Origin of the sequence: Synechococcus sp. MU1617 (assembly GCF_020514235.1) — a bacterium.
GTDB lineage: Bacteria > Cyanobacteriota > Cyanobacteriia > PCC-6307 > Cyanobiaceae > Parasynechococcus.
This window is the reverse complement of record NZ_VTLB01000002.1, coordinates 409,792-431,281: the sequence shown is the minus strand read 5'-3', so window position 1 is coordinate 431,281 and position 21,490 is coordinate 409,792. Positions and strand designations below refer to the sequence as shown.

Below are 21,490 nucleotides of genomic sequence, written 5' to 3'. Positions count from 1 at the left end.
TAAGACCATGCCACTCCTCCCATTATTCCACTGAGGGTGGTTCTCCCTTGCGGGACTCCGGCCGCAGCAGCGGGAAGGCGATCACATCGCGAATCGACGGGCTGTCGGTGAGCAGCATCACCAGGCGGTCGATACCGATGCCGAGACCGCCCGTGGGGGGCATGCCCACCTCCAGAGCCATGACGAAATCCTCGTCCAACCCCTGGGCCTCCAGATCACCCGCCGCCTTGCGCTCCTGCTGAGCCTCAAGGCGCTGGCGTTGATCCACAGGATCGGTGAGTTCACTGAAGGCATTGGCGTGCTCGCGGCCGACGATGAACAACTCGAAGCGTTCCACCAGGCCAGGCTTGCTGCGATGGGGCCGGGCCAGGGGCGAAATCTCCACCGGGTAATCGGTGACGAAGGTGGGCTGAATCAGGGTCGTCTCCACCGCCTGCTCGAAGGCTTCATTGAGCAGACGGCCCACCGAGTCGGCCAGTTCAGGAGCATGCAAACCCTTAGCGGTCATCGCCGCAGCTGCCTCCTCCCGACTGCTGAAACTACTGAAATCAAGCCCCGTCGCGTCCTGCACGAGCTCGTGCATCGTGGCGCGCCGCCACGGCGGTGCCAAATCGATCGCGGTGCCCTGGTAGGTGATGGTGGTCGTGCCGCAGACCTCCTGGCACACCGCGCTGACCATCTGCTCGGTGAGCTCCATCATCCCGAGGTAATCGCTGTAGGCCTGGTAGACCTCCACCGAGGTGAACTCAGGGTTGTGGCGCGTGCTGACCCCTTCATTGCGGAAGATCCGGCCCAGCTCATACACCCGCTCAAAGCCCCCCACCACCAGACGCTTCAGGTGCAACTCGGTGGCAATCCGCAGGGTGAGAGGCAGGTCAAGAGCATTGTGATGGGTCTCGAACGGTCGAGCGTCAGCACCACCGGGTTCGCTCTGAAGCACGGGGGTCTCGATCTCGAGGAAATCGCGCTGATCGAGCCAACGGCGAATACCACTCACCAGGCGAGCCCGGCGCCGGAACGTCTCCCGGCTGTCGGGAGACACCACCAGATCCAAGTAACGCTGGCGGTAGCGCTTCTCCACGTCAGCCAGACCATGCCACTTGTCCGGCAAAGGCTGCAGCGCCTTGGTGAGCATGCGCCAGTCGTTCACCTTTACCGACAGTTCACCGCGGTCGGTGCGGCGCAGGGTGCCGCTCACCCCCAACCAGTCGCCGCTGTCGACCAGCGAGGTGATCTGTTTGAACCAGCCCTCCTGCTGGGCCTCCAGACCCGCTTTCTCAATGAACAGCTGGATGGATCCCGTCTCATCGGCCAGGGTGAAAAAAGCCAGCTTTCCCATCACCCGGCGGGTCATCACCCGTCCCGCCACGGAAACACTCACGTCCCGCTCTTCACCCTTGGGCAGATCGGCATGGGTCTCCTGCAGTTCAGCCATGCGGTGGCTGGGACTGAAGGTGAGGGCATAGGGACCCTGCCCCAGCTCCTCCAATGTCTTCGCCTTTTCTAGACGGGTGTCGCGCAGCTCAGACACAGCAGCAGGTCAGTCGGGCGCCATCCTGCCCGCCCGCGGGTTGATCAACCAGCAGCAGAGGCCTCGCCCATGCGTTGAGAGGCGTAACCGATACCCCGCACCGTCAGGATCAGCTCGGGATTACGGGGATCAGGCTCCAGTTTTCCGCGCAAACGCGCAACGTAGACATCCACCACGCGAAGGTCTGCTGCTCGACGGGGGGGATAGCCCCAAAGCTGCTCAAGAATTTCTGCCCGCGGCACAACGTGGCCGGGATCGCGGAACAGCAACTCCAAAAGGCTGAATTCCGTATAGGTGAGGTTGATCCGCTCCGACCCGCGAGTGACTTGGCGTCTGTTGGTATCCACCACCAGATCGCCGAGCCGCAAAACACCTTGCCCCGTGGGCAATTCACGGCTTTCAACGACAGCATTACCCCGACCCACCCGACGCAAAATTGTTGAAATACGAGCTTCCAGTTCCTTGGGGCTGAAAGGTTTGGGCAAATAGTCATCTGCGCCCAGATCCAGTCCAGCGACTCGCTCGGAGATCGCTTCAACGGCAGAAAGGAAAATGATCGGCACGCATGATTCAGCCCGCAAGCGGCGACATACCGCAAAGCCATCAAGCTTGGGCAGCATCACATCGAGCACCACCAAATCGGGGGACTCGTTGTGGAACATCTCCAGGGCTTGCTCACCATCCTCAGCGCAGATGACGCGGTAACCCGACAACTGGAGACGCATCACAAGAACACGCCTAACAGCCGCCTCGTCATCAACGACAAGAATGGTCGCTTTCGGTTGTGAGGGCAGGTTGCCCGTCATCCGAATCAAACCCTTAACGAGCTGCAACCTTACCTGTCAGGACATGGAGATCGACGCAAACACCCTGCCGCGCAGCTCGTTTACCGATTGTCTTAAGAATTGCCGGCGACCTCAGGCCAACGAGAACGGGCATATCTGTTCCATTCCGACGCCGCAGCTGTTAACGCCTGCTCAGGGCTGACCTGGGCCAACATCGCCCGCTGCATCTGGGTATAGAGGATCTTCTGCAGGCGCTTGATGCCCGGCAGCGCCGGTACCAACACCCGCGCCCGCTCCAACGTGCTAGCCGACAACAAACGGGCCTGGCGAATCTGACGCTCCGCGGCTGAACCGGGAACCTCCTGCTCCAACGCGGCACGCACCCGGGCCAGGGCCTCCAGTGACGACGGCAACACCCGGGCCTCGGCAGCAAAGCGCGCCTGCTGATCAGCATTGGTCAGAAACAGCGCCAGATCCACGGCCTCTTGGGCGCGCTGGCTCTGACGCGGCACCGCCAAGGTCATCAAGGCCACATTGGCGTTGCCATCAGCACCGGTCACCGGGGGATGGGACTCCGTCAACGCGGCCACCCCTGGCGCATTGGTTTGAATGCTGCGCAGGAACTCCGCCCCCGTGGCTGCCAGGGCCAGATCGCCGCTCTGGAACAACTCGATCGCCCGACGTTGTCCCTGGCTCACCACCTCGCGGGGCAACAGCCCCTCCCGGTAGAGATCACTCCAGAAGCGGAAGGCCCGACGACCCGCCGGGCTGTCGAAAGCAGCCCGGCGTCGGGAATCCAACAGGGTCACCCCCATCTGCACCAGGGTTTCCAGGAGCTCGGCCGAGTCATCCGGAACGGTGGTGAGAAACAGGCCATAGCGGCCCGTGCGCTCGCGAATGCGACGAGCAAAGGCCGGAACCTGATCCCAGCGGGTGGGCGGCGCTGGGATGCCGGCTTGATCCAACAGGGCCCGGTTGACCAGACTCAGCCGCACCGTGAGATACCAGGGCACGGCAATCTGCCCGGCATCGGGATCGCGGCAGGCCTGCCACACGGATGGCAGATAGCGGCCAGCGGCGTCAGCCGGCAGCAGCGGAGTTAAGTCGGCCAAGCCACCCTTGCTGGCCAGATTGGCCGCGAAGGGCGGATTGAGGTTCACCACATCTGGAGCCGTGCGCGCAAACACTGCCGCCAGCAACTTGCGTTCCACCGACCCCCAGGGCAGATCCGTCCAGCGCACAGGAGCGCCCGGATGGAGCCGGCACCAGTCCCCCAGAACATCCGCGAAATAGGGGTTGAACTTGGGGGCCAATTGCAGGGTCCACAACTCCAAGGCCCTGGTCTGTGGGGTCCTGGGACCGCAGGCCGCAAGTCCTAGGGCCGCTGCCCCCAGCAGCAGATCCCGTCGGGTGAACCTCATGAGGGAACCCTCCTTCGCCAGAGCAACAACTGCAACGACACCAACAGCGGTGCCAACAAACCCGTCACCAGGGCCTGGCACCAAAGGGTCTGCAGACCCCAGCTCTGGGTGAGGGGATCCAATGCGCCACCTTGACGCAACCAAAGCTGAAGAATCAACGACAAACCAAGACCCACCGAGCCAAGCCAGGCCAACAAGCCCAGATTCAGGCTGCGTTGAATCGGTGCTGCACGCCGCCCCAGCCTTCCCCACCACAGACCCAGAAGCAGCAACGCCGGCACCTGACTCAAACCTCCGAGGTTGAGACCATCCAGCACCAGCCCCAAAGTCACACCCGCCAACGCCCCCGACACCGGACCATCCACGAGAGCCCAGGGCAACAGCCAGAGCACAGCCCAGGCAGGCCCAACCCCATCAATGGCCAACCAAGGCGGCGACGCCAAGGCCAGCAACGGCACCACCAGGGCTGAAGCCACACAGATCGGTTGTCGGTGCAGACAAGCCATGTCAGCGGGTTTGCACTTGTACCCAGTCGATCGCCTCCGGTGCTGCGATCATCTGCACCACCGCTGTGGGTGCTGGAACAGCTTGCTCATCCACCGACTGGATGACGCCTACCGGCACGTTGGGGGGCAACAGGGTGCTGGCCGGCGACGTGGCGACTAAGTCACCCGGGCGCACGTCGGGGTCTTTATCGATGAAACGAAGCGAGAGGCGACTGCTGCCACGGCCCACCAGCAATCCATGGCGACGGCTGCGGGGCAGCCAAACGCCGATCTCGTGGCCGGGCGCGGTGAGCAACTTCACCCGAGCCGTCGCCGGGGTGACGCTGGCGATACGACCCACCAAACCTCCAGGGCCCAGAACAGCATCGCCCTGGCCCAACCCCTGCAGCGAACCCTTGCCCAACTCCAGTTGCTGCCACCATCCCCGCGGTGAGCGGGAAATCACAGCAGCTGGCACCTCGCCCTCGGCCGATCCATTTTGCTGAAGCTCCAGCAGACCGCGCAAGCGGCGGTTGTCGTCTGCCAAAAGCTGCAGACGGGAGCGCTCCTCCAGATCCGACGCGGCCGTGACCCATTCCCGCTGGGCAGAGCCAGGCCAGAAGGGTCGGCTGAGAAGGGCGTAGGCATCGCTGAAACCAGCGCCCTTGCTCAAGCGCACCAACAACAGTCCCACCACCAACAGCAGCCAGGGGGTGAGTTGCCCCAATCCACGCCAGCGGCTCTTGCCGGGACGGAGCGTTGGGGCCATGGCTTCAGGCGCCTGCGGCGGAGCGGACGAATTCCGGGGTGTCGACCACCCGCTGCAGACGCTTCCAATCTTCCAGTACCTGGCCGCAACCATTCACCACGCAAAGCAGTGGATCTTCCGCGATGTGCACAAAGATGCCGGTCTCGTGGCTGATCAGGTCGCTGATGCCCCGCACCAATGCACCACCGCCGGCCAGCATGATGCCGCGATCCACGATGTCGGCTGCCAGCTCGGGGGGGGTGCGCTCCAGCGTGCGCTTCACCGCTTCGACGATCACGTTGAGCGGTTCGGCGATCGCTTCGCGCAGATCACCAGCCTTGAGATTGATGGTGCGGGGCAAACCGGAGAGCAGATGCAGACCCCTCACATCCATGGACTGCTGATCGAATTGGTCGTCCGGGAAGGCGGAGCCAATGCGGATCTTGATCTCCTCGGCAGTCCGCTCGCCCACCACCATGTTGTGCACCTTTTTGAGATACACACCGATGGAATCGCTGATTTCATCACCGGCAACACGCACGGATTCACTCAACACCGTTCCGCCAAGGCTCAACACCGCCACCTCGGTGGTGCCGCCACCGATGTCAACAATCATTGTTCCGACGGGCTCGGTGACCGGAAGGCCCGCGCCGATGGCGGCTGCCACCGGTTCATCGATCAGGTGTACCTCACGGGCACCAGCCATACCTGCTTCCCGCACAGCGCGCCGCTCCACGCCAGTCACACCACTGGGAATGCCCACAACCAGACGGGGCGCCATGATGCCGCGCCCCTCATTGCCCTTGGTGATGAAGGTTTTGAGCATCTGTTCTGCGGCATCAAAATCCGCAATCACCCCGTCGCGCAGCGGACGGACAGCCCGGATGTTTCCGGGAGTACGCCCAAGCATCAACTTGGCTTCATCGCCCACGGCCATGGTGGTGCCTCGCTCGAGGTCGAGAGCCACCACGGAGGGCTCCTGCAGCACGATGCCGCGGCCTGAAACGTAGATCAGGGTGTTTGCGGTGCCCAGGTCGATGCCGATGTCGCGCGACAGCTGGAAACGACGAAAGAACACAGACACCGCAGTCAAGACCGCCGGATCATAGGGGCGTTCTTAGCAGTTGCCTGTTACACCCAGCGGCTTGGGTGGAACTCCTTAAAAGCAGTCACCCAACCGGTGTCGCATCATGAATCCAAATTCCGGAGATGAATTGTCTATGGGCGTTAATTCCGTCACCCTCGTCGGCCGTGCCGGCCGCGATCCCGAAGTGCGTTACTTCGAATCAGGCAGCATGGTGGCCAACCTCACCATGGCGGTGAACCGTCGCAGCCGCGACGATGAGCCCGACTGGTTCAACCTTGAGATCTGGGGCAAGCAGGCCCAGGTCGCCGCGGACTACGTGAAGAAGGGATCCCTGCTCGGCATCATCGGCAGCTTCAAGCTGGATCGCTGGACCGACCGTGCCAGTGGAGAAGAGCGCAGCAAGCCTGTGATCCGTGTTGACCGGCTCGAACTGCTCGGCTCCAAACGCGACAGCCAGGAGGCAGCCGGCAGCTTTGGCGGCCAGGCCTCCGATGAGGACATCCCCTTCTGAGCCTCCTTCCCAGGGAAACTCTCGCGCCGGTGATCAGTCGTCCTACTGATCACCGGCGCGACAACAAAATAAAAATTTTGAAATCTAAATAGAGACGAACGATGCTCTCCCATAAACACAAAACGATTTTTATTCATATACCCAAAACAGCCGGCCAAAGCATCGAACTAGCTTTTCTTCAGGACTTAGGCTTGTCATGGAAAACTCGTGCTCCTCTGCTTTTAAGAGCAAACGAATATCCCCTACTTGGGCCACCAAGACTAGCCCATCTCAACTACAGAGCATATGCAGACCACCATTACTTGAATCAAGAGCTACTCGATGAATACTTCACATTCTCATTCGTAAGAAATCCATATACAAGGGCAATTTCTTTATACAAATACATGTCAGGGCAAGACAAAAGTTTTAGCGACTTTATATGCACAGATTTTCTTTTGCTACACCATAAAGAGAACTGGTTTTTCCAGTCACAGTCTAGCTTTATTTGCGACGACAGAGGAATACCAATGATCGACTTTGTCGGACGATTTGAGACCATAAAAACTGATTTTGAGATTGTTGCTAAGCGCGCAAAGCTAAAGTCACACAAACTACCTAGACGCAATATCTCAAAAGAGAAAAATCAAGGGCACAAGCTTTCGAAAACAGCAATGAAGAATTTTACCCAAGAATCGCTAGAAATCATCAACACAATTTATGCTGATGATTTCAAATACTTTTACCATGAACAAAAGATTACGAGTCTTGATTCCATTGAAATCTGACGCCAGAGTCAAGCAGTGATTAAATTAATTATTAATCAACAGATGATTTCCGACGCCAGATGCGCAGGCCCACCCAAATCGCGCCAGCCAGAACCGACACCAACAGCAACACCTTCACTGCCTTGGAGACAGGGTCAATCCAAAGCTCAACGTTGCTATAGCCCTCTCCTAGAACCATACCGGCCACGGTGAGCAGGGCTGTCCAGATCAGACTGCCGGCTGTGGTCCAGATAAGGAACGGCGCCATCGGCATCATTTCAATGCCTGCTGGAACTGAGATCAACGTGCGAATACCAGGCACCAGACGCCCCCAGAACACCAAGGCGGTGCCGTAGCGGCTGAACCAGCGGCGGCTGCGGGCCAACTCATCGGCACTGATGCCAATCCAGCGACCATGGCGTTGCAACCAAGCTTCGATCCGTTCCTCGTTGATCAACCGTCCGATCCCATACCAGGGCAGAGCACCGAAAACGGTGCCCAGCAAACCGGCCAGAACCACAGGCAAGAGGTCAAGCTGACCCTGCTGCACATAGAAACCCCCGAGGGGCATGATCAGCTCGGAGGGAATCGGCGGGAACAGATTCTCCAAAAACATCGCCGCGAAAATTGCGGTGTAACCCAACCACTGGTTCGCCTCCACCGCTTGGCCGATCAACTCTGGAAGCTGTGTGATCAGATCAGAAAGCCCCATGGAGACTGCGCTGGAATAACGCAAGTCTTCCATGGGGCAGTAGTGAGAATCAGATTTGGATCCCCTGGATCGTGATCAGTAGCGGTAGTGGTCGGGCTTGTAAGGGCCTTCCACGGGCACGTTGATGTAGTCGGCCTGGTCCTTGCTGAGCTCGGTGAGCTTGGCGCCAATACGACCGAGGTGAAGGCGAGCCACCATCTCATCGAGGTGCTTGGGCAGCACATAAACCTCTTTGCCGTACTCGTCACCCTTGGTGAACAGCTCGATCTGAGCCAACACCTGGTTGGTGAAGGAGTTGCTCATCACAAAACTGGGGTGGCCAGTGGCGCAGCCCAGGTTCACCAAACGGCCTTCCGCCAGCAGGATGATCCTGTTGCCGCTGGGCAGGGTGATGTGGTCGACCTGCGGCTTGATGTTCTCCCACTCGTACGCCTTGAGGGAAGCGACATCGATCTCGTTATCGAAGTGCCCGATGTTGCAGACGATGGCCTCGTCTTTCATCTTCACCAGGTGCTCGTTACGGATCACCTGGTAGTTGCCGGTGGCGGTGACAAAGATGTCCATGTCTTCGACCACGTCTTCCAAACGCACCACGCGGTAACCCTCCATGGCGGCCTGCAGCGCGCAGATCGGATCCACTTCCGCAATGCAGACGGTGGCACCGAGACCACGCAGAGACTGGGCTGAACCCTTGCCTACATCGCCGTAGCCGATCACCAGGGCCTGCTTGCCAGCCACCATCACGTCGGTGGCCCGCTTGATGCTGTCCACCAGTGACTCGCGGCAGCCGTACAGGTTGTCGAACTTGCTCTTGGTGACTGAATCGTTGACGTTGATGGCAGGGAAAGGAAGCTCGCCGCTCTTCTGCATCTTGTAGAGACGCGCCACACCCGTGGTGGTCTCCTCGGTCACGCCCTGGATCTGGGCCTTGGTGCGGGAATAGAAGCTGGGGTCCTGGGCCAGCTTTTTCTTGATCGAAGCGAACAGGAAGGTTTCCTCTTCGTTGCCGGGGTTATCCAGAACGGTGATGTCCTGTTCGGCCTTGCTGCCCAGCATCACCAGTCCGGTGGCATCGCCACCGTCGTCCAGGATCATGTTGGGAGATCCGCCGTCACCCCACTCGAGGATGCGGTGGGTGTAGTCCCAGTACTCCTCCAGGGTCTCGCCTTTAACAGCGAAGACAGGAATGCCCTTGGCCGCGATGGCCGCAGCGGCGTGGTCCTGGGTGGAGAAGATGTTGCAGGAGGCCCAGCGCACTTCTGCTCCGAGCTCCACCAGGGTCTCGATCAGAACCGCGGTCTGAATCGTCATGTGCAGAGAGCCAGCGATGCGGGCGCCCTGCAGGGGCTTCTCGCTGCCGTACTTCTCGCGCAACGCCATCAGACCGGGCATCTCGGTCTCAGCAATGTCGAGCTCCTTGCGGCCGAAATCGGCTTGATTGATGTCGGCAATGACGCAATCGACGCCGAGCTTCAGCTCAGCCGGGGACGTGGGCGCTGCCACCATGGTTTTAATGCTCCCTAAAGCAAACGTGGAGTTGAATCTCTGCAGAGACGCCGAGGCTTCGGGCTCGCTAGAGCCGGACTCTACAGGGCATGTCTGGGCTCTTGAGACCCTTGAGACGACCCGGGCCCTGGGCCGATCCCTCGCTCGCGAACTGCCACAGGGGGCAATTCTTCTACTCAGTGGCCCCCTGGGGGCCGGCAAAACATCGCTGGTGCAGGGCCTGGCCGAAGGCATCGGGATCGCCGAGCCGATCACCAGCCCCACCTTTGCCTTGGCACAGCACTATCCCCAGGGAACACCGCAGCTGGTGCATCTCGATCTCTATCGCCTGGAGCACACGGCTTCCGCCGATGAGCTGTTTCTGCAGGAGGAGGAAGAGGCGCGCGCAGCAGGGGCGTTGATGGCGGTGGAGTGGCCAGAACGGCTTGGCCTCGACCTGCCGGAAGCCTGGCGGCTCGATCTGCGTCACCAGGACGAGGGCCGACTGGCTCAGCTCACCCCCCCCAGGAACGCCTCCACCTGAGCTTGCGTGGGCTGGGGATCAATGCCACCAGCACCAGCGCAGACCAAGGCACCACAGGCGGCCGCAAAACGGATGCGCTCATGGGGCGCGGCGGCCCACCGGTGCAACAGTCCAGCCGTGAAGGCATCGCCAGCACCAGTGGTGTCAACGACGGCGGGGGGCTGAAAGGCAGCCTGTTGACCCGATTCATCAGCCAACTGCCAGCGCACCGGGGCTGCTCCATCGGTGACCACCACATCGGGCCGCTGGGGCAAGGCCTGCTGAATCGCACCGGGATCGTCGCTGTTGAAGAACCAGAGCGCTTCCTCCCGCGCCAACTTGATCAGGGCCGCCTGGTCCAGAAGCGGTTGAATCGCGGCCTTCGCCGCTGCGGATGGTCCCGCCTCGGGATCAGCCGTGGCATCCCAAAACGTGGGACGCCAGTTCACATCGAGGGCAATCGCCGTGCCCTGGCTCCGGGCCTGGCGCACGGCCGACAGCAGGGCCGAGGCCGACATGGGTGCCGCCAGCGGCAGCGTGCCGATCAACAACCATCGGGCCTGGGGTAGGGCAGCCGGCTCCAGAGCCTGGTCCGCGAAACCCGCCCCTTCATCCCCGGCAAAGCCCTGGAACTGCCGTTCCCCATCCCGCGCACGGCGCACCAGCACGATTCGACTGGGACGCTCACCATCGCGCTGCAGCAGCGCGGTCTGCAGACCGCGCTCAGCAAACAACCTGGAAAAAGCCTCGCCAATGGCGTCCTGCCCCAAGCGACCGGCAAACGCCACGGGGGTCCCCAAGCGAGCCAAGCCACAGGCCAGATTCGCCGGTGCTCCTCCAAGACGGTCGTCCACCGGCCGATCCACCGCCGGATCACCTCCAGGCGGCCCAAGCCGATCGATCAGGGCTTCACCAAGACAGACGACAACGGGACCAAGCGCCATCCGACCGCATCAGGACCTTCCCTAAGGGTGGGCAGAGCCGCCCAACCTGCCAAGCAGCGCCTCAATGATCCGAGCATTGGCGGCTGGAAAGGCGTAATTCCCCAGGTCATCTGGCCGCACCCAACGCACCTGCTGACTCGCGAGGGGCTGCGGCTCCCCCGACACCCAGTCGCAGAGATGCACCACAAAGCGCAGCTTCTTGTGGCTGTAGGCGTGATCAACAGTGATTAGTTCAGCGCCCACCGTCACCGCAATGCCGAGCTCTTCCGTGAGCTCACGGGCAATGCAGGTTTCGATCGTTTCGCCCTGCTCCTGTTTGCCACCTGGGAACTCCCACATCCCCCCCAGCAGGCCTTCCTCCAAGCGCTGGTCGATCAACACCTCACCCTGCGCGTTGAGCACGACACCCACGCCGATCACCTGGAAAGGCAGGGGCTTGGGGGCATCGGTCACGGGCCAACGGCGGGGATCGCCGGCAGCGTAAGCAGCGCAGTGGGATTGCCAGGGGCAGCGGTGGCAGTCCGGCTGGCGGGGGGTGCAAAGCGTGGCCCCCAGATCCATCAGCGCCTGGTTGGTATCCCGCGGCCGCAGCGGATCGAGCAAGGCCTCGCTCCAGCGCCAGAACAGGGCGTCGTCGCGGGCCGGAGGACGCGGATGGGCCGTCAATCGCGCCAGCACCCGTTTGACGTTGCCATCCAAGATCGGCAACGGTGCATTGAAGGCACTGGAGAGGATGCTGCCGGCGGTGGTGCGGCCGATGCCCGGCAAGGCCATCCAAACCTCCAAGCTGTGCGGCCACGGGTGGCCCACCAGCAGTTGCGCTGCCTCATGCAGCCGACGCGCCCGCGAGTAATACCCCAGGCCCTGCCACTGCAACCGCACCTCATCCAGAGACGCCGCGGCCACGGCCTCCACAGTGGGAAACACCGCCATCCAGCGCCTCCAGTAGGGGAGCGCCACGGCCAACTGGGTCTGCTGCAGCATCACCTCGGCAATCCAGCACTCCAGGACATTGAGATGTTCATGGGGCTCGGGCCACCTTCCGTCCTTGGTGAACATCCACGGCTTCAGCGCAGGATCCTTCCGGCCGTGGACTTCCCACCAGGCCAGCAGGGAGTGACTGAGCTCAGCCGCTAGAGGACTGAAGTCGCGATGCTCAGCGCTGCGTCGTTGACCCATCAGGCAGCGACCCAAGCCTGGTCACTGCCCAGCAGCTTTCCCGACAAACCCAAGCGCTGCAGGATCCGACCGATCTGCGCCGGAGCCAGTGGCTTTCCCGTGCTGCTGAGCTTGCCAACCCCTGCAAGCGCATCAGCCATGGCCCTGTAGCTCAAGCCTGCACGAACCATTGGCTCAAGAACCCCGCGCAGTCCCTCCGCCTCAGCAATGGCCTTCTGCTTGCGCTCCGACGCCTTCTGAGCAGCACCTTCCCGGTACCCCCCAAGACACACGCCTCGGGCCTTGGCCGCGGCCAACGCTTCTTTAGTTCGCTCGCTGATCCGACGTGCCTCGAACTCAGCAACGCTGGCCATCATCGTGAGAACCATCCGACCAGCACTGGTGGTGGCATCAATGTCTGGCAAGTCGCAGAAGATGAAGCCACCCATCCCGTTCTTTTCTGCCTCGTTGGCGAGCTTCAAGACGAAGCCAGCATCACGAGCCAGACGATCGATCTTGGCAACAGCAATGACAGCCTTCTCCGCGCGAGCCTGAGCCAGAGCCGCGGCCAACTGAGGACGATCGTTCTTCCGACCGCTCTCAACCTCCACGAATTCAGCCGCAATCACAGCCCCCCGCTCGGAAGCCATTACTTCAACCTTGGCCCGCTGCGCTTCGAGGCCCAGGCCGGAGTTTCCCTGGCGATCTGTACTGACCCGGTAGTAGGCCAGCCAACGACTCGGACTCAGAGGACGATCAGGCAAAGACAACGGGAATCCAGTCGGTTGTTCCACAAGTCTACGTCGGTTGAACCTGTAACAGCGAACTTTATTGATGGGTAGTCAGCGCATGCCATGAAGGCCGACGCTGAACTCAATAAAGCCCCGAGTTATCCACCTTCAGAGCTACCGAGTTCTCCAGCACGATTCGTGCTGTCTGCGCATCGATGCCAGCAAGAGCCTGGAACTGGTCTGGACAAAGCTCAACTCGCGATAATGCGGAGCTTGATCTCATTTGTCTCCTAAAGGAATCCATGAAGGCTTCGCGTTTTGCGCACCTGTGTTCAACTGCCTTGCGACAGAGCTTGGTCGGAGCCTTCGTGGTCGTCTCTCTGCTTTCAGCGAGTCAACCGGTTGAGGCGCATGGTGATGCGAAAGGGGATGGTGAGATGCCCGTCACTAGTGGTGCGACCGGGCCACAGATAACGGTGTATCGATCGGCGAGTTGCGGTTGCTGTACGTCATGGGGATCCCACATCGCTTCAGCGGGATACCGCATTGAGGACCATGTCACCGAGGACATGGATGCCGTGAAGAAGGCGCGTGGTGTAAGCCCTCAACAGGCTTCTTGCCATACCGCGGTGGTGGAGGGTTATGTCATTGAAGGGCATGTGCCTGCTTCTTCGATCAAGCGTCTTTTGATCGAACGGCCCAATATCCGAGGCTTGACTGTTCCAGGGATGCCAGTGGGTTCTCCCGGGATGGAGGTGGCTGGCGTCGAGGCTAAACGTTTCGAGGTGCTCGCCATTGCCCATGACGGAACAACCTCCGTCTTTGCGCGCTACTGAGCGGTTTCAGAAAGACCGCTACAGGGAATGATCTGTCATCGAGATGGTTTAAAAAGCATCGCTGCACCCGACACTGTCACGACGACGGTGAGCCCACCCAAGAGCATTGGATAGAAAGGCTGAAGGTTCAGAACACCTAAATTCCCGGTGTGGATCTTGAGTAGCCAAAAGGCATCTATGTCTCGCTCCAAGAGCAAGCTGTAGAGAGATCCCGTACCGGCGGTGATCAGCAACGGAAGAGCGGCGATTGGTACAAACCATCGATGAACTCTTCGTGCCCGAATGGAGATCTTCTTCCGGGCTTGGTTCATTGCTTGCGGAGTTGGCGGTGGAGTTCACGCTCATCTGAGCAGGGCATCCAATGTCCTTTGTTTTCATGGACTGATGTGCAACCAATCTCACTGGCACGTTGTTGCGCGTCAGCTTTGGATTGGTAGATGCCTTTGCTGTGAGCATGGCTGGCCATGGGATGGACAACGAAAGCAGCGACGAGGGCGAATGAGATGGAGATCCATCCCATCATCGTTGTGGTGAAGGCATTAAAAGTGATTGCTTTCACAGCGCGAAAAGGCCATCAAATTTGTAGTAGTCCGGCTTATTCATGCCCTTGCTTTGCAACATTTTGCGGAGATCAATGATCTCTTTGCGTTGGGCGACGATGATCTCGCGTGCAAGGCGAAGGATGGTGGGATTGGTGGAATTTTCGCGAGCCTCATGGGCCATCTGAAGGGCGCCGCCATGGTGCTCAATCATTCCCTCTAGGAACCACTGCACCCTGTTTTCACGTGTCGGCTTCGTTCCTGACATGCGCATCGCGGCAATCACATCAGAACTCATGCGCACAAGATCTGCCATGGAGTTGGGGTCCCCGTTAGGGCGCAATGCCACGGGATACACCGGTGCATCGGGATACCAGGCTTTGCGCCATTGGCGCATCGCCTTGATCTCACGGGCCTGCTCGTTCCAGATGCTGTTTGCCAACGCCCCCACCCCAGGGGCGCCGATGTTGAAGACGTATTCACTCATCCGCAACGCACCGGCGTGGTGCTCCACCATTCCATCGATGAAGCGGAGGTCATAGGTGCTGCCTGCGGGGCCCATGCCATGGGCATGGTGCTGATGGTTGCCGGAATGGGGGGGTGCAGCCTCTTTCGTTTTTTCAGGTGCTGGGTGATGCATCCCATGGTCCATTTGGGCCAATGCGACTTGAGGGGGCAGTGCCGAGATGGCGGCCAGAGCAAAAGCGATGCGACGCATGGTGGCAACAAGAACAATCACGTCGCTATTGTGGAGTCTCCAGTCAGTGGAGAGTCAACCCTTCGTGCCTAAAGCGCCTGGCGATCTACTCAAGATTGGAGTTGTCTCTGCAAGAAGCAACATTTCGGTGAAAACGATTCGTTTTTATTGTGATGAAGGTTTATTGCTGCCAGTATCACGTACCGATTCCAGATATCGATTGTTTGATGAGTCTGTTTTTGACGAACTTAGTCTAATCCTTCGTCTGCGGGCCATGGACTTGCCTCTTGATTTGGTGAAAAAAGTAATTCAGGCACAGCGATCTGGAATCTGTACTTGCAGTGATCTCAAGACCACGATGCGCGAAAAATTAAGCGAGATTCATGAGCGCCTGGATGAATTGAAGGTGCTGGAGACTGAGATCAAAACGATGTTGAAGAGCTGGGAGCCTTGTGGCGGGGCTTGATCAGTCGTACGAGTATCGCAGTGTTCAGGCTTCAATCAAAATATTTCCCATCATGCCGAGATCCTCGTGATCAAAAACGTGGCAATGATAAACGCTTTTTCCTCCAAAGTCGTTGAAGCGGGTGCGCGCTTGGACGGTTTCTACATGCTGCACAAAAGGCCGCATCGAGGCCAGCCTCATCAATCCATCGCATGGAAGACCTTAGAGCTGAACGCCGGAGGTTTTCTGGAGCCAGATGGCGCTGACGGGGACCAGCTTCAAGAAGCTCTCATGCTGTGTTCACTCCATCTTTCCGTCAAAAGTCTTCGTTAGTTCGAAAAATCTTCAAGCAGCCCTGCGACCCCAAGAGCCGTCGCCTCGATGTTCATGGCACCCTCCAAGGCCTTGCAGGCCGCGGCCATTACGGAAGGAAGCTCACGCCCTTGGAGAACGGTGCCAGCTTCCAGGTGATGCCTGACGCTGCGCTCGACCATCGCCAGTAGCTCTTCAGCTCGATCTCCAACGGTGCGAGCTCGTGCGAGCTGCTCTTGTCGGAACGTCTCAAGCTGGTATTTGCAGCGCTCAAGGTCCTCCTTCGTTCGTGCCTCTGATGCCTGCTGAAGCATCCCGGAGTCGTAGTCAGCCAGACGCTCGTTCCAGCGCCACTGTTCTGCTCGTCGGCGCAGGGTTGATTCAGAGCAGCCCACAACATCCGCTGTCTGACTGAACTGACGACTGGGGCCAAAGTCTCGATGCAGCAGGAGCTGCTCGAAGGCATCTGCGGGCTCACCAGGGAGTTGTGGGAAGGAGTTCATCGACTTGTGCGCTTTCCAACAGGCTTCCAACGGGCTTCAAGCAGCGTCATCGAGCTTCATCCGGAAGAGCCAAACCGTTCGGATTGGTGGTGATTTTGTAGCTGCTCAGAGTGATCTAGCGGGCAGCATTCCCAGCGAAGTGGACGTCCTCCAGTCGCCTCCCACTGCTTCTCGATGAAGGCTCTACGCCTTCTCTCCATCCATCCTGAGGATCTATTGGGTTGGCCCTTGTAAAAGGAATCAAGATCGGTTCTAAAGGAAGCCAAGAGAGAGAGGTAACTACTCCAGGCTTCCGGTTGTTATCGACATTCCGAACGAACCTGAACAAGCCCAGGTAACTTGAAGGGTTGGCATTTCGAGGTAGTTGCCACCGCTTCGGAACACTTGCAACGAGAACAACAACTGCTCTCTTGCCACTTCTGTGGCGAACTTAAACAACCTCAGGAGTAGCTCCCTGAGCCGGATAGCCACCTCGTTTGGGTTCATTGGCCCTGTGTGTGCGAGGTGGTCGGTCCGGACCTTCCTCACACACAAACCCAATGCGCAAGAACTTTCAGGGCCTCAGGCCCCACACAACTGAGCAACTCAGAGCCGAGTTAGTTGTCGACCATCTGATTAATCTTGACGATTACATCCGCGGAGCGATCACGCTTGGCGCTGATGAAGGCTGGCGTGAGGCGTTAAATCGCAAGGCACAGGAGCAGATCAAGGAGGTCAAAGAAAATCTCAACCTGCGCCCTAACGAGGTCGCCTGGGAAGAGCGCTCCATCACTCGCAAGACGGACTACAGGTTCCGAGAAACTCCGCCCGAGAACTGGAACATCTACAGCGTCGGGATGACCAACAAAGGCGTGCTTCTGACCGGACTGCACTTTGCAGGCCAACGCAAGCACCCCAGCATCCGCACCCGAGAGAAGGGTGAAGTTCGCTTCGACTGCACCGGCACCCAGGTGAAGGTCTACCTCCCGCCGTTGACGTGGGAGTACGCCTTGCATCTGCTGGATCATCACGGGTTCATCTGCACTCGGGAGGAGTACACCCCGGAGATGGCATGGCAGTTCATCTTCAGTAACCCGGCGGTCCCCATCTGGGTCGAGGAATCAGCCCTTAAGGCGTTGTCTGCGACCTCCCATGGTCAGCTCGCCGTCGGCATTAACGGCATCAACTCAGCAGGGCAAAAGACCCGATCAGATCGCCTCCGTGTGCCCCTGCAGAAGCTCGCGAAGGGTGGCCGTCGGATGATTGTCAGGTTTGACAACGGCAGCAACTCTGAGCGCGCTGCGCAGCGAGTAGCAGGGCAGCTGAATCGAGCTGGAGCTGATGCCAACTGGTTCACCTGGACAGATCCAGGCAAGGCCAAGACGGACGACTACTTCGCGGCGAAGGGCAAGGCACTGGTCGCCGGCACGTTTGACCGCTCAGCCGATCAAACCGACAGCTTCAACCTGAACGAGGGTCAAAAGGGCCATTACTCCCGACTGAAGGGCAACTGGCGGACGACCACGATCGATCGCGAGTTCGAGCCGGAGGACCTGGTCAAGGCGCGGATGCAGGGGCGAATTATCGCCCTGGAGGGCCCCACGGGTACTGGCAAGACCAAGGCCTCAGTCGGTGCCATTGACCTGATGGAGCAGGCCCTGGGCCACAAGGTCATCGTGCTGGGTCTGTATCACCGTGCCTCGCTGGTCCACAAAGGCGCTGCTGAGTTCGGTGTCAGGGACCTCAGCTCATCCAGAGGCACGTTTGAGCGTGAACGTGGAGAGCGCAGGGACGGTCTGTTCTGCTGCTGCGAATCGATCAAGAAGGACAGCGGCGAGTTGGACATGTGGAGATGGAGCCACGACCTGGAGGAGAACCCCAGGCCAGCTGTGCTGTTCCTTGACGAGCTCACCCAAGCAACCCTGCATCTGCTCCTGGACGGGACTGACGGGATGAGAGACAGCAGGCGTGAGGCGATCCGGTCAGTTGAACGGTTGATACGAAACCCAGAGCTCATCATCATCGCTGCTGAAGCGGGCATAGGCGACATCGAGCTGGAATGGCTACAGGCGCTGTCTGGTGTTCAACCTCAGGTCATCAACACCACGTTTCGCCGGCAGTCCGACCTGTTCTATGGCGCCGCTACTGCTGACAACATCGACAAGCTCCAGCAGCTGTGCGGACAGACCATCGATCAAGGCCAGCAGGTCTGGCTCTCGATGGGCGAAGCAGAGTCACTGAAGAAATTCAGCGCACCTTTTTCTCGCAGCTTTCTGATCCACAGCGACAACTCCTCATCCTTGGAGGTCGCTGAACTGATGTCCAACACCAATGCGGTCGCAGGTCAGTACACCTTGGTCGGATACAGCCCATCTGTGGTCTCTGGCATCTCGTATGAGGCCTCAACCGTTGGCATCGCTGCTTGTGTGCAGCAATTCGCGATGGCCCCCCAAGACGCCATGCAAGCCGTCGCCAGGGCACGAAGCGCAGATCGGCGGATCATGCTGTCGCCTGTCTCAGCACCGATGGCAAAGATCGGAACTGGGCGGACATCACAAGAAGAGGTCAGCCGTGCCAGGTTCACTGCGATCGACCCGAAGATGCAGGAGCTCTACCGAGACCACCTGAAAGGCGTTGACCCGGCAACCGTGCGCTACTCAGTCGCCCTCGAAGCTCGGGTCAACTATGAGGCCGTCAATAACGAGCACGTGTTGGCATGCCGCCTCAAGGATCAGGGCTACACGCTCCGGCCGTTTGACGAGCTGATCAGCGACAACGCTGTTGTTATCCCGAAGGCTCAGCGGGATAAACAGAAAAAGCAGGCTGAACTGAGCCGCCGGACCCAGCTGATCCATGAGGTCATGACTGGTCAGAAGACCATTGACCAGGCCAACTCAGAGGCCAGTAGGGAGACCAAGAACGGCATTTGGGTGGACCTGGCAGCGGTAGACCCCAGCCATGCCTATGTGTGGATGCTGCGCGTCAGGGTGCATGACCTGATCGCTGCAAGGTCATTCACTGTCGATAGCGCTGAGTTCCGCGCGATGGCAGCAGAGGTGCAGAGCCTGAATAAGCACGAGGCACGGGAACTGCGAGACATCCTCGGTGGCCGCGTCACCATTCCTGGACCAGACGACGACGTCCCCGCAACGTTCGCCAAGGCGCTGCTCAAGGTGGCGGGGTTCACCACCCAGAGGCAGAGGCTCCAGGTTGATGGCGTCCGTACCTACCGCTTTGAGGTGATCGCGTTGGAGCTGTCCCCATTCTTGTAGTGGGGTCTATAGATCTACACACCCCACTACAAAAACAGGGCAACGTCCAACATCTTTCCAGTCCATAGAGTCGCCACACTCAGCTCGAAGCAAAGAAGACTGTTGATAACTCGAACAGAGCGCCTTCAGGGAACTGCTGAAGCTCACGCTTGTTTTCATTGTCGTCCCTCGCTTCTATCGCCTCCAAGATCAACTTCGTAACCAAGCTCTGATGCACGGAAGCGAGCAATCTCTTGGAGACCAGCCACAACCTCTGGGGGGAAGACAGGCCGCGGAAACTTGCCAGGCTCCTTGATCACCCCTCCTCGTCCTGTCACCAGTTGATTGAACCAAGTCTTGCCAGCGAACAAGAAGGCAAAGCCGCGCTCGTAACCCATCGCTCGCAGGGCATGCAGCTCTCCAAGCGCAGTCCCCCAGGAATCCGTCGGAAACCCATTGGGACCAAGCCGGTTGTAGTGAAGCTGAATCGAGTCTCCACTCATGACCCAAGAAATACCGAGCTGCTGAAGCCAAGAGTTGAACTGCATCCGTTTGGGAATCTCTTGAAGCCCATGCTGAAGAAACTGGGACACGATCTCGACTGTGTCCTGCGCCTTCAGCACAGGGTCCTGAGGGCGTAACTCGCTGAGCCTGTAGTTCAACTCAGAAATCTCTCGCTCGAGCTCTAGAACTTGCTCACGCGCCTGAGAGATGGCACCGGTCAGAACAGAGACCTGAATCTCGTTGGGCAGCTCCTTCGTCAGCTCTTCAGCAAGACGATGTTCACCGCGCTGAATCCTTCCACTGAGCTCCTGAAGCTGATCGTTTGCAGTACGGATCTGCCTGCTCAAATCCTCCACTTCCGGCCCCATCTGGATGGGGAAGAGGTTCTGCCAGTCGGCCAACGACAAGGTCGCCATCAGCATCGCCTCGGCCTCATCCAAAGGAAGATTGATGGTCGGCGACTTCCGCCAAGCACCAAGCTGCTCACGACATCGCGTCGCACCCTGCTTTGCGACCGCACCAGCACTGTCAGAACAGGTGACATAACCGGGATGCCCGGGTCTGGCGTATCGACCGGCCGCCCTGTAAGTCAACAGAGACCCACAACCCGCGCAACGGACCAAACCACTGAACAGGAAGTGAACTTTCCGCGCCTTGGTGGTTGAACGCTTCCGATCACGCGTTGCCTTCGCCCGTTGGGCTCTTGTGAAGGTCTCCTGATCAACAACAGAGGGGTAATAACCCGGTATCTCATGGCTGTTTTTGCGCTGCAACAAGCCGGTGACAGCGGGGTCCCTTAACCGTTGACTCACTTGACCACGGTTCCAACGACCGTCCTTAGATGCAGGAGGGGCTGCATAGCCCTCCGTATTCAGCTCATCGGCAATCTGCGTCTGGCCCATCCCCGCCAGGCACATCTTGAACATGGCCTCGATCGACTTGGCGTAGCCGTTTAAGCGAAATGGGTTGTCAGGCAACGACTCATCCCGGTCAATCCAGTAGGGATTGCGATGCCGCGGCCTCTCACCACGATCCTGCGCCTCGTAAATCTTGCGCCACCCACCACGAGACCATTTCGACTTCTCGTCGCTCTCGGCATGAGCCTGTGCGAAGAGGAACGACAGCATGGCGAGGTCTTGGGCCCCAGTCGTCTCTCTGAACAAAGGAGAGCCACCCTGATAGCTGCAGACCGCAAACCCAAGCCCCTGCCCCCAGACATCCCGGATCAGAGACTCCAGTGCATCCAGAGGCTCTTGCCTGGAGAAGCGCCTGTGATCCTCAACGACCAGCACGGACCCCTTCGGGATAGAACCGGAGCGAGCTGCCTCTAGAAACCGCCCCAGCGCCCCTTGGGTGCGGTTCCGGCCGGTGTAAGCGCTGACGCCTGGATCGAGAAGTTCCTCAGCAAGACGAAAGTCGGGATGCCTGCGCATCCAATCCTTTAGAGCCTCCTCCTGGCGCTGCAGACCTGACTTATCGCCTTGTGCCTGGCCACCACTGGAAACGCGGCGATAGGAATAAGCCAGCGCCATGGAGAGGCTTGCCCGACACAGACAA

Annotated in this window: 23 protein-coding genes; 6 read left to right on the top strand and 17 right to left on the bottom strand. The window is 59.5% G+C overall.

Annotated features, from left to right (window positions below; genetic code table 11):
* Positions 1–22: 22 nt before the first annotated feature.
* The 6 genes from lysS to FZZ90_RS06015 form a co-directional block, all read right to left on the bottom strand.
* The gene (lysS, locus tag FZZ90_RS06040) at positions 23–1,531 is read right to left on the bottom strand and encodes a lysine--tRNA ligase (RefSeq protein ID WP_226424821.1); all 1,509 of its coding nucleotides are present in this window, start codon (positions 1,529–1,531) and stop codon (positions 23–25) included.
* 44 nt (positions 1,532–1,575) lie between these two features.
* Positions 1,576–2,337: a response regulator transcription factor RpaB gene (gene rpaB, locus FZZ90_RS06035; protein WP_186572165.1), complete on the bottom strand. Its 762-nt coding sequence runs from the start codon at positions 2,335–2,337 to the stop codon at positions 1,576–1,578.
* A 92-nt stretch (positions 2,338–2,429) separates the two neighbouring features.
* Entirely contained in the window at positions 2,430–3,737 is a 1,308-nt protein-coding gene (locus tag FZZ90_RS06030; protein ID WP_226424820.1) for a sugar ABC transporter substrate-binding protein, read from the bottom strand.
* On the bottom strand, positions 3,734–4,243 hold the full coding sequence (locus tag FZZ90_RS06025; protein ID WP_226424819.1) for a rod shape-determining protein MreD: 510 nt from the start codon (positions 4,241–4,243) through the stop codon (positions 3,734–3,736). Before FZZ90_RS06025 ends, FZZ90_RS06030 begins: the two co-directional genes overlap by 4 nt.
* Position 4,244: 1 nt before the next feature.
* A complete protein-coding gene (mreC, locus tag FZZ90_RS06020; protein ID WP_226424818.1) occupies positions 4,245–4,991 on the bottom strand; it encodes a rod shape-determining protein MreC in 747 nt (248 codons plus the stop codon).
* Positions 4,992–4,995: 4 nt separating this feature from the next.
* Positions 4,996–6,048, bottom strand: a complete 1,053-nt coding sequence (locus FZZ90_RS06015) for a rod shape-determining protein (protein WP_226425036.1) — start codon at positions 6,046–6,048, stop codon at positions 4,996–4,998.
* Between the two features lie 142 nt (positions 6,049–6,190).
* Between FZZ90_RS06015 and FZZ90_RS06010 the strand changes: the two genes are divergently transcribed.
* Both FZZ90_RS06010 and FZZ90_RS06005 read left to right on the top strand, forming a co-directional pair.
* Positions 6,191–6,568 carry a single-stranded DNA-binding protein gene (locus FZZ90_RS06010; RefSeq protein ID WP_226424817.1) on the top strand — a complete coding sequence of 126 codons (378 nt, stop codon included), beginning with the start codon at positions 6,191–6,193 and terminating at the stop codon, positions 6,566–6,568.
* 101 nt (positions 6,569–6,669) lie between these two features.
* Positions 6,670–7,335: a sulfotransferase family 2 domain-containing protein gene (locus FZZ90_RS06005; RefSeq protein WP_226424816.1), complete on the top strand. Its 666-nt coding sequence runs from the start codon at positions 6,670–6,672 to the stop codon at positions 7,333–7,335.
* Positions 7,336–7,366: 31 nt separating this feature from the next.
* On the opposite strand, the gene FZZ90_RS06000 is transcribed toward FZZ90_RS06005, so the two are convergent.
* Positions 7,367–8,026, bottom strand: coding sequence for a DedA family protein (locus FZZ90_RS06000; RefSeq protein WP_226425035.1), 660 nt, complete (start codon positions 8,024–8,026; stop codon positions 7,367–7,369).
* Between the two features lie 75 nt (positions 8,027–8,101).
* Positions 8,102–9,532, bottom strand: a complete 1,431-nt coding sequence (ahcY, locus tag FZZ90_RS05995) for an adenosylhomocysteinase (RefSeq protein ID WP_226424815.1) — start codon at positions 9,530–9,532, stop codon at positions 8,102–8,104.
* Between the two features lie 31 nt (positions 9,533–9,563).
* Between ahcY and tsaE the strand changes: the two genes are divergently transcribed.
* Positions 9,564–10,055 (top strand): tRNA (adenosine(37)-N6)-threonylcarbamoyltransferase complex ATPase subunit type 1 TsaE, encoded by a 492-nt coding sequence (gene tsaE, locus FZZ90_RS05990; protein WP_226425034.1) that lies wholly within the window; start codon positions 9,564–9,566, stop codon positions 10,053–10,055.
* On the opposite strand, the gene FZZ90_RS05985 is transcribed toward tsaE, so the two are convergent.
* Genes FZZ90_RS05985 through FZZ90_RS05975 form a run of 3 tightly spaced genes read right to left on the bottom strand, consistent with a single transcriptional unit; the run spans position 10,022 to position 12,900 of the window.
* Entirely contained in the window at positions 10,022–10,978 is a 957-nt protein-coding gene (locus FZZ90_RS05985) for a carbohydrate kinase (RefSeq protein WP_226424814.1), read from the bottom strand. The two genes, tsaE and FZZ90_RS05985, sit on opposite strands and share 34 nt — an antisense overlap.
* Before the next feature lie 21 nt (positions 10,979–10,999).
* Positions 11,000–12,157 (bottom strand): 8-oxo-dGTP diphosphatase MutT, encoded by a 1,158-nt coding sequence (mutT, locus tag FZZ90_RS05980; RefSeq protein ID WP_226424813.1) that lies wholly within the window; start codon positions 12,155–12,157, stop codon positions 11,000–11,002.
* Positions 12,157–12,900: a recombinase family protein gene (locus FZZ90_RS05975; protein ID WP_226424812.1), complete on the bottom strand. Its 744-nt coding sequence runs from the start codon at positions 12,898–12,900 to the stop codon at positions 12,157–12,159. The genes mutT and FZZ90_RS05975 overlap by 1 nt, the downstream gene beginning before the upstream one ends.
* 269 nt (positions 12,901–13,169) lie before the next feature.
* On the opposite strand from FZZ90_RS05975, the gene FZZ90_RS05970 reads away from it, so the two are divergent.
* Positions 13,170–13,703: a DUF411 domain-containing protein gene (locus tag FZZ90_RS05970; RefSeq protein ID WP_226424811.1), complete on the top strand. Its 534-nt coding sequence runs from the start codon at positions 13,170–13,172 to the stop codon at positions 13,701–13,703.
* A 35-nt stretch (positions 13,704–13,738) separates the two neighbouring features.
* Here the strand turns inward: FZZ90_RS05970 and FZZ90_RS05965 are convergent, their stop codons facing one another.
* The 3 genes from FZZ90_RS05965 to FZZ90_RS05955 are packed head-to-tail and all read right to left on the bottom strand — an operon-like array spanning position 13,739 to position 14,960.
* Entirely contained in the window at positions 13,739–14,014 is a 276-nt protein-coding gene (locus FZZ90_RS05965; RefSeq protein WP_226424810.1) for a hypothetical protein, read from the bottom strand.
* Positions 14,011–14,226, bottom strand: a complete 216-nt coding sequence (locus FZZ90_RS05960; protein ID WP_226425033.1) for a DUF3721 domain-containing protein — start codon at positions 14,224–14,226, stop codon at positions 14,011–14,013. Before FZZ90_RS05960 ends, FZZ90_RS05965 begins: the two co-directional genes overlap by 4 nt.
* A 32-nt stretch (positions 14,227–14,258) precedes the next feature.
* Positions 14,259–14,960 (bottom strand): DUF305 domain-containing protein, encoded by a 702-nt coding sequence (locus FZZ90_RS05955; RefSeq protein WP_226425032.1) that lies wholly within the window; start codon positions 14,958–14,960, stop codon positions 14,259–14,261.
* Between the two features lie 46 nt (positions 14,961–15,006).
* On the opposite strand from FZZ90_RS05955, the gene FZZ90_RS05950 reads away from it, so the two are divergent.
* On the top strand, positions 15,007–15,405 hold the full coding sequence (locus FZZ90_RS05950) for a MerR family transcriptional regulator (RefSeq protein ID WP_226424809.1): 399 nt from the start codon (positions 15,007–15,009) through the stop codon (positions 15,403–15,405).
* A 24-nt stretch (positions 15,406–15,429) separates the two neighbouring features.
* Here FZZ90_RS05950 and FZZ90_RS05945 read toward each other — a convergent pair whose 3' ends face one another.
* Entirely contained in the window at positions 15,430–15,585 is a 156-nt protein-coding gene (locus FZZ90_RS05945) for a multicopper oxidase domain-containing protein (RefSeq protein WP_006853919.1), read from the bottom strand.
* 128 nt (positions 15,586–15,713) lie between these two features.
* Complete coding sequence (locus FZZ90_RS05940; protein WP_006853920.1) at positions 15,714–16,199, bottom strand: hypothetical protein; 486 nt, start codon at positions 16,197–16,199, stop codon at positions 15,714–15,716.
* Positions 16,200–16,738: 539 nt separating this feature from the next.
* Between FZZ90_RS05940 and FZZ90_RS05935 the strand changes: the two genes are divergently transcribed.
* Positions 16,739–19,450 (top strand): DUF3854 domain-containing protein, encoded by a 2,712-nt coding sequence (locus FZZ90_RS05935; protein ID WP_006853922.1) that lies wholly within the window; start codon positions 16,739–16,741, stop codon positions 19,448–19,450.
* Between the two features lie 155 nt (positions 19,451–19,605).
* Here the strand turns inward: FZZ90_RS05935 and FZZ90_RS05930 are convergent, their stop codons facing one another.
* Entirely contained in the window at positions 19,606–21,465 is a 1,860-nt protein-coding gene (locus FZZ90_RS05930; RefSeq protein WP_006853923.1) for a recombinase family protein, read from the bottom strand.
* Between the last annotated feature and the right edge of the window lie 25 nt (positions 21,466–21,490).